Annotated in this window: 8 protein-coding genes; 6 read left to right on the forward strand and 2 right to left on the reverse strand. The window is 39.6% G+C overall.

Going from position 1 to position 7868, the window contains the following annotated elements; translation table 11 throughout:
* Window positions 1-11: 11 nt before the first annotated feature.
* The 6 genes from ELQ35_RS10550 (at window position 12) to ELQ35_RS10575 (ending at window position 6505) form a co-directional block, all read left to right on the forward strand.
* Window positions 12-2072, forward strand: coding sequence for a glycosyltransferase family 2 protein (locus ELQ35_RS10550; RefSeq protein ID WP_126864801.1), 2061 nt, complete (start codon window positions 12-14; stop codon window positions 2070-2072).
* A 73-nt stretch (window positions 2073-2145) separates the two neighbouring features.
* On the forward strand, window positions 2146-2883 hold the full coding sequence (locus tag ELQ35_RS10555) for a sulfotransferase family 2 domain-containing protein (RefSeq protein ID WP_185861722.1): 738 nt from the start codon (window positions 2146-2148) through the stop codon (window positions 2881-2883).
* Window positions 2884-2899: 16 nt separating this feature from the next.
* Entirely contained in the window at window positions 2900-3625 is a 726-nt protein-coding gene (locus tag ELQ35_RS10560) for a sulfotransferase family 2 domain-containing protein (protein ID WP_126864803.1), read from the forward strand.
* A gap of 187 nt (window positions 3626-3812) precedes the next feature.
* Window positions 3813-4415 (forward strand): kinase, encoded by a 603-nt coding sequence (locus tag ELQ35_RS10565; protein WP_126864804.1) that lies wholly within the window; start codon window positions 3813-3815, stop codon window positions 4413-4415.
* Window positions 4416-4430: 15 nt separating this feature from the next.
* Window positions 4431-5138, forward strand: a complete 708-nt coding sequence (locus ELQ35_RS10570; RefSeq protein WP_185861723.1) for a sulfotransferase family 2 domain-containing protein — start codon at window positions 4431-4433, stop codon at window positions 5136-5138.
* A gap of 77 nt (window positions 5139-5215) precedes the next feature.
* The gene (locus tag ELQ35_RS10575) at window positions 5216-6505 is read left to right on the forward strand and encodes a glycosyltransferase family 2 protein (RefSeq protein WP_126864806.1); all 1290 of its coding nucleotides are present in this window, start codon (window positions 5216-5218) and stop codon (window positions 6503-6505) included.
* Window positions 6506-7018: 513 nt separating this feature from the next.
* On the opposite strand, the gene ELQ35_RS10580 is transcribed toward ELQ35_RS10575, so the two are convergent.
* Together ELQ35_RS10580 and ELQ35_RS22585 are read right to left on the reverse strand one after the other, a co-directional pair.
* Complete coding sequence (locus tag ELQ35_RS10580; RefSeq protein WP_126864807.1) at window positions 7019-7369, reverse strand: hypothetical protein; 351 nt, start codon at window positions 7367-7369, stop codon at window positions 7019-7021.
* A gap of 20 nt (window positions 7370-7389) precedes the next feature.
* The coding region (locus tag ELQ35_RS22585) for a hypothetical protein (RefSeq protein ID WP_185861724.1) at window positions 7390-7868 on the reverse strand (479 nt) is incomplete at its 5' end.

Genomic DNA, 7868 nt, shown 5'->3' on the forward strand with positions numbered 1-7868 from the left:
GGTAAATACATGTGGCTGAGGATTATGAACTCTGGCTGAAGTATAATGCATTAACGAACAAACAAAGAGAACAAATTCTAACGAACATTTCTTCATTTAAGATACAGCCTTTATTTTCGATTGTTACCGTAGTCCAAAATGAAAAGATGCCAATTACTGAAAGATGCATTGAATCCGTCATGAAACAGCTGTACTCGCTATTTGAATGGATCATTGTAATCCCGTCAAATTCAAGCAAAATTGAAAAAGCAATCAAAGAATACTCCAGTGATGCCCGGCTGAAAATCTTGACTGTCCGGGAAAGAAATATCGCCCAGGCAAAAAATGCCGCGTTGCAAACCGCAGCCGGTGATTACATTGCCATACTTGATGCCGGGGATGAATTAAGCGAGGATGCATTATTTGAAAATGCGATGATGATAAACCGTCATCCGGAGGCGGACATCATTTACAGTGATGAGGATCAAATAACCGGCAGAGACGATAGGCACTCTCCATTCTTTAAGCCAGACTGGTCGCCTGATACGTTTTTAGCACAGAGATACAGCTTTAATCTCGGCGTATACAGAACAGCATTAGTTCATAAGCTGAATGGCTTCCGTTCCGCGTACAAAGGCATCGAAGAAACAGACCTTGTACTCAGGCTTAGTGAGAGTACAAGCGATATTTTTCATATCCCGAAGATTTTATATCAAAAACGGGACTCTTCCTATCCGAAGAAACGTAAGCAACGGGATATTACTTCCTTATCCCTGCAGGCGGTTGAAGAAGCGTTAGAGAGAAGGAACGAAACCGGTATGGTTACGAAATCGCAGGAATCCTCCACTCATTTCCTAGTCCGTTATCAAGCGAAGAGCAATCCACTGATTTCGATTATTATTCCCACCCGCGATAAAGCCGATTTACTTGATACTTGTTTACAGTCTATTTTTGAAAAAACAGCCTACTCCAATTTTGAAATTATTGTCGCCGATAACGGGAGCGCAGAACCGGAGACGTTCGCCCTTTTTGAAAAATGGAAAGCAGCCGAGCGTGACAGGATTAAGATTGAAAAAATGGATATTCCGTATAATTGGTCGACGATAAATAATCAAGCGGTAAAGCATGCAAACGGAGAGTTGCTTCTATTTTTAAACAATGACATTGAACTTTTGTCTCCATACTGGCTGCATGAGATGGCAGGCCAGGCAATGAGGCCGCAGATAGGTGCTGTTGGTGCGAAGTTGGTTTATCCGGACAGCACGATCCAGCATGCTGGTGTGATCCTTGGCATACACGGCGTGAGTGATCATTGTTATAAGGGTGAGGATCATGATTTTCCCGGTTATTTTGGAAGGCTGTTAGGGGTTGCCAATTTTGCTGCTGTTACAGGTGCATGCTTAATGGTGCGAAAGTCCCTTTTTGAACAAGTCGGCGGGATGGATGAAAAGTTAGCAATTGAATTCAATGACGTGGATTTTTGTTTGAAGTTACTGGAAAAGGGACATTTCAATGTACTTCTTCCGCAAGTCATCCTGGTTCATCATGAGTCCAAAAGCCGTGGGCAAAGCAGTGATTCAGATAAACGTTTAGTCAGCCAAACAGAAGCTGCGATTCTAAAAACACGGTGGCAACAACAAATAGACAATGACCCGTTTTATAATCATAATCTTGAATTAAGCAGCGGGAATTTCGAAATGGAGTATAAACTGAAATATTTAATTGAATTAAGTAGCTTGGCAGAAAAAGTGGCGGACTTTGACGAGAGAATAACCGGCCGGATCAATGCCAAGCAAAATGGAAACAAACTGGAGTTGTTTGGCTGGGCAATCAATCGTTCAAAAGATGTATCTTCCATGGAAATCTTTGTAGCCAATCACGAACAGTCGGTAGTGGCCCATACAAAAATAAACCGGGAAAGAAAAGATATCGCTGCCAAGTTTAATGATGACAGTTTTTTACAATCGGGATGGTGGACAATTTGCGATACATCCCTTTTGCCAAAGGGCACGCACATTCTTTATGCCTACGCATATCTACCGGATGAAAAGACAGCGATAAAACTTAATGGAGAGTTTCCTATTACCGTTTGATGGAATCCCATTAGCCCGTCATGTCGATTCTATACGGCGTTGTTGACAATTTAAAAAGGGGAAGATGAAAAGAATGAAAGGAAACTACAGCAATTCAGGCGAGTTATTAATATTCAGCCACATTCCTAAAACGGCAGGTACGACGATTCGGCGTATCATCGATAATCAATATGATAAGACAAGAATTATCAGATTTCCACAATTAGATATGCTGTCAGCCGAACAATTAAACCAGACGGAAGTGTTATATGGCCATTGCAGATTTGGCGTTCACCGCCATTTTGACCAATCTTTTTCCTATATTACGATGTTGCGTGATCCGGTGGAACGGATTATCTCAACCTATTATTTTGCTTTAAGGAGCCCGAAAAACCGCATGCATGAGAAAGTAAAAAATATGAGTTTTCCCGATTTCATTTTCGATGAAACCCGCGATGGCCGTTCTCCATTAGTCAATCACCAAACAAGATTTTTATCAGGGGAAAAAATTCCTGATCTTGAAAAGGCGAAAGAAAATATGCATGAACATTACACCGTTGTCGGTTTAACGGAAATGTTTGATGAATCGATCTTTTTAATGAAAAAGTATTTAGACTGGAATGAAATTGATTATTCCAGCTCTAATGTAACAAATAACCGGCCCAAACAAAATGATATGCCTAAAGAAGTGATTGAACTTATCAGGGAAAAAAATGACCTGGATTATCGCTTGTATGAATATGCGAAACAGCTTCTATTGGACAATATGAAGGCCCTCGATTCCGCATCGAAGCGGGAATTCCGAACATTTATAAATAATCGATCGATATAAGGATAGTGATCAGAAAATGAACAGCGATAACAAATTGTTACTCTATATGCACATCCCAAAAACCGGCGGATCAACCATGAAAAATATTATTAAGAAACAATATGCTCCAGGGGATGTCTGGTTTCATATGGAAAAAGATATGCTGCCAAAATTGGAACAAAAAATGAAAAAAAGTGAGTTAAAAGTCGTTGGCGGCCATTGCTGGTATGGACTTCATCAGCATTTCGACAGGCCTTATACGTATTTTACCATGCTCCGGAATCCAATCGACCGGGTGATATCGGAATATTACTATATCCTGGAAAGGCCTCATCATAAGGCCTACCCGAAAGTTACCTCCATGGATTTACTCGGTTTCGTCCGTCAATTTCAACTAAAATCATCCAACCAGCATACCCGAAGGTTATCCGGAAATATCCATTCCCCCAATTTGGAAACGGCAATCGAAAATATCAAAAATGACTTCACAGTGGTTGGCCTTTCCGAGATGTTCGATGAATCGCTGTTTCTTATGAAAAAATCATTCGGCTGGGAAGACATCCATTATCAAAAAGTAAATGTGACAAAAAAGCGTCCTTTAATCGATGAAATACCGGAAAATGTGAAGGCCGAACTTAAGATTAGAAATGAATTAGATTTGGAACTATATGAGTTCGCCAGGAAGTTATTGCAGGAGAAAGTCGAACAATTAGATTCCGAGTCGAAACAAGAATTAGAAAATTACATGAAAAGGAATGAATGAAAAGCATAGGCTGTGAATTCCGAACCGGAACATTTACAGCCTTTTTTCGCTAACGGAGTATAACACCCAGTTTTCTAGTCTCATTTTTTCTTTTTTGATAAATTAGGCTTTAACACTTCCCGCTTATTCCTATTTTCATAGGATATCGTGTGGCATAAACAAAAGCATTTATAAGGAGGAAAAATAAATGAAAGATAGATATAAAGACTTCAAATCTATTACGGTTACGAGAGGAGAAGGTCATGTTGAGGTAAACAATCCAACAGATTATCCCCTCATTGGGAAAGGGATTCAAGGTGCCGTATTTAAACTTTCCCGCAGACGGTGTGTGAAAATATATTGGAGCCCGAACGGCGCAAGAAAAGAGGCACAGGTTATGAAAGACGGCCAGGATTCTCCTCTTATGCCAACCCTATATGAAGTAGGAGATAATTATATTGTTATGGAGTATATCGAAGGGCAGACATTGGAAGATATCATGCTGGAAGGGGGAATTACGGAATCGTTAACAGCGAATATTCTTGCCATGCTCGATGAAATGAAACGGCTGAATTTCTCAAGAGTAGATGCTGTTGCACGCCACGTATTCATTACCAAGAGAGGTGGGATCAAGCTGATTGACCATACCAACTCTTATATCAAGGACTCGCCTTATCCAAAAAGGTTGTTAAACAGATTTAAACGTTTAAATCAACTCGATACATTTTTGGACCATGTCGAGCGAATTGAACCGAAAGTATATGATGAATGGAAAGTAAATTTACCGGATTTTTTCAAAAAAAGACAGTAAAGGCAGATGTTTTTGATGAATGATGATCAATTGGTAATCTTTTTGCACATCCAAAAAACGGCAGGAAGCTCACTGATAACTTTTATTAAGAAACAGTATACAAGAGAAAAAACATGGTTTGGCAGCGAAGATAAGCTACAGGCGCTTAGCCAAAATGAAACGGAAGGGTTATCTTGTATTGGCGGCCATTTCAGATACGGGATTCATGAAATGTTCTCGAAACCGTCCACATACATTACCATGCTTCGTGACCCCGTTGATCGCATCGTTTCGTATTATTATTACCTGTTGAACAGACCTGACCATGGGAAATATCAGCGGGCAAAAGACCTGGACTTTGAAACCTTTTTGAATACGTTTCAAACGAAAACGTCTAATTTTCAAACGAGGCGAATCACAGGTGGGAACCCTGATTTAGAAACAGCCAAAAAACACCTGTTAGAAAATTTTTCTTTCGTCGGACTCACTGAACGGTTTGAGGAGTCATTGTTTCTGATGAAAAAGGAATTCGATTGGACCAATACTAAATATAGGAACCGTAACATTACCTCACAGCGTCCCGATCAGAGACATGTCCCGGACGAGGTCATCTCTCTTATTGAGGATAATAATAAATTGGATATGGAATTATACCGGTTTGCCCAGGACCTTTTTGAGAAAAGGATTCAATCCCTTGACGCTAAAACCAAAGCCGAATTGGAAAATCATTTAAAATCAAACTAAAGCAGCTGAGTTAAGAAAGAGGTTGGGTAAGCTTAAGCTGGCTCAACCTCTTTTGTCTGAGAGAAGTTGATCAATCGATGAAGCCAAAAGTGTCGATTATTTTGACTTGTTATAATAAACCCGGCACGGTTGGAGACGCCATTCAAAGCGTTATGGACCAATCTTTTGAGAATTGGGAACTGTATATTATGGATGATGCCTCAAATAAAGTAACGGAAGAGGTCATTAAGCCCTACCTAACAGACCCGAGGATTTATTATTTGAACAGTCAGGTGCAAGATGAGGACCGTTATAAGACTGCAAGATACGCTACACTAATAAATGTAGCCATTCCGTTAACAAGAGGAGAATACCTCTCTTATTTAACGGATGATAATTTTTATTTACCCAATCGGTTAGAAGCAATGGTTGCCTTTTTAGATCAGAGTCCACATATTGACATTGTTTACTCAAAACAAAAGGTGAAAAACGTTAAACGCGATCTTAGTGTAATCTCAGAATATACACGGAATACAAGGGGGATTTTACAAAAGGCTGCCAATCTTGTCGATCACTGCTCTGTGATACACCGCAGAAAAATTGCCAATCAAGTGTATAAAAAGTTTGGGAGCTACTGGGATGATGACCCGGCTTTTTGGCATAACGGCGATGCTGCTTTTTGGGATCGATTAAATGAATTTCAACCATTTCACCCAATTGACTGTATTCTAGATATCTGTTTTAAAACGCCATCTTCTTTTCAATCACTCAATGCCTATCTGCCAGACCTTATTCCTGACGGTTCCATAGTAAAAAGTGTACGTGCCGAACACTTTTTCATTGATAACCAGCTACGAAGAAAAGTTGATGAACAGATCTGCCGGAAAGTAAAAGTAAATATAAGGAAAGCAATCGACGTTCATGATCCGATTCTTTTTACGTATAAAGAGGGTGCTGCGATTGACGATACCGTTTTTTCTAACGTTACCCTTTTTCCCAATTTGCTCCTTGTGAAGGCAAAAAACAAACCGGGAATTTTTTATATCCAAAATAATCAAAAACGGCTCATCCTGAATAAGATGGCTTTTCATGGATATAAGTTTCATACGAATCAACTAACTTTTGTGAGTGAGTCTTTACTGGATCAATTTCCGGCCGGAGAAAATATTACTCTTCCAATTTCGCGGGAAACGATTTTACCGGATCGAATTCTCTTTTTAAAAGGCAATGATTTTTATCTGAGCTTTGGTAACTGTATGCACTATATAGAAAGAAAAATTTTAAATAAGCTCGGTTTCTCCATTAAACAAGCAGTACGAATCGATGAAGAAATATTTTCATTTTATAGCCAGGGTAAGCCATTTATTTGGGAACAAAAAAACGTTTAGGGCTGTCGAGAGAATCGGCAGCCTTTTGTGCGACGGGCAGTCGCACGTTAAAATCATATTTCGGGCAATCATTTCAACCATAGCAATATATTATTGGCATCGCTCACAAGTTTCAGTAATGGCTTACAAATATTTATTTACCATATTGTCACCACTTTTACAGTTTTGTCTCCACTTAATTGATTTCAATTAAAGCTCCATCAATCATTCCTCAAAAACCGAGTGATCGCGTTAAAACAGATCGACGGGATGCCATTCGTCTAGCGCAATAGAGTAGTTTTGCCTTCGTGCCGGTTCTTAACCAATCAAAACCCAAGAAAAGCCTTTCTTTTGTTTGCTTTTAGCTGTTTCGATTCGGGTCTGTTGAGATTCGCGGAAGGCTAAAAAATTTTTATCTTTAATGATGAGAATGAACCGCCAGCCAGGATTCAATTTGTTTTTAAAGAAAAAAAGCTGATCCAAAAGAGCACGTAAAGTGATCTTTTAGCATCAGCTTGGAAATCCTATGATTTTTTATTTAATGTGCAATTCTACGGTAGATGGATTTTTGCTGTTTTTTCTCGTGGCCACTGAAACACCTGGCCCCATCTCTTGAATTATTTGAAAAACAACCTTATTCTCTACATTTGATACGTCTATTCTGTAGACTTTCTCTGCTCCGGGCTCTAGGGTATCTATATGCGTAAGTTCGTCATTTATATAAAGAGGTAGTAATTCTTTTGTTGGTGAGTCTTTATCATATACATTCATGTTGAGTTGGCGGCTAAGTTTTTCGTTTTTGTTTTTAATTTTCACATATAGGTTATCTTCAGCTTTTTTCGTGGGCATTGTACAGCTGGAGACAGATCGGCTTGTTTTTGGCATACAGCCTCCTCCAAATCTTTTTATTTGTCCTCTTTTTTCAGTGAGTTAATTGCATCAAGGATAACTTTACGATTATTGTTTTCTCCTTGTAACATTCCACTCAGTGTATTCGTGAGGTTTGAGATTAAGGCTTCATTATTGTTTGAATTCCGGTCTCCCCTTAAAACTTCCATCATGGTAAGTGTAGATAGAACCATACCAATTAATGCACCAGAATTATCGCTATAATTGATGATGGTATTGTTCCCATTTGTAAAGGTATTTCCACCAGCGCTTGCATCTGCGTTGGCATCAGCCTGAGCATCGTTTTCCGCATTAGCGTCGTTGTTAGCTTCGTTGTCGGCGTTGGCATCAGCCTGAGCATCGTTTTCAGCGTTAGCGTCGTTGTTGGCTTCGTTGTCGACATTAGCATCAGCTTGTGCATCGTTTTCAGCGTTGGCGTCGTTATTGGCTTCATTGTCCGAGTTGGCATCGGCTTGCGCATCATTTTCCGCATTGG

This window comes from Peribacillus cavernae (assembly GCF_003989135.1).
GTDB lineage: Bacteria > Bacillota > Bacilli > Bacillales > DSM-1321 > Peribacillus > Peribacillus cavernae.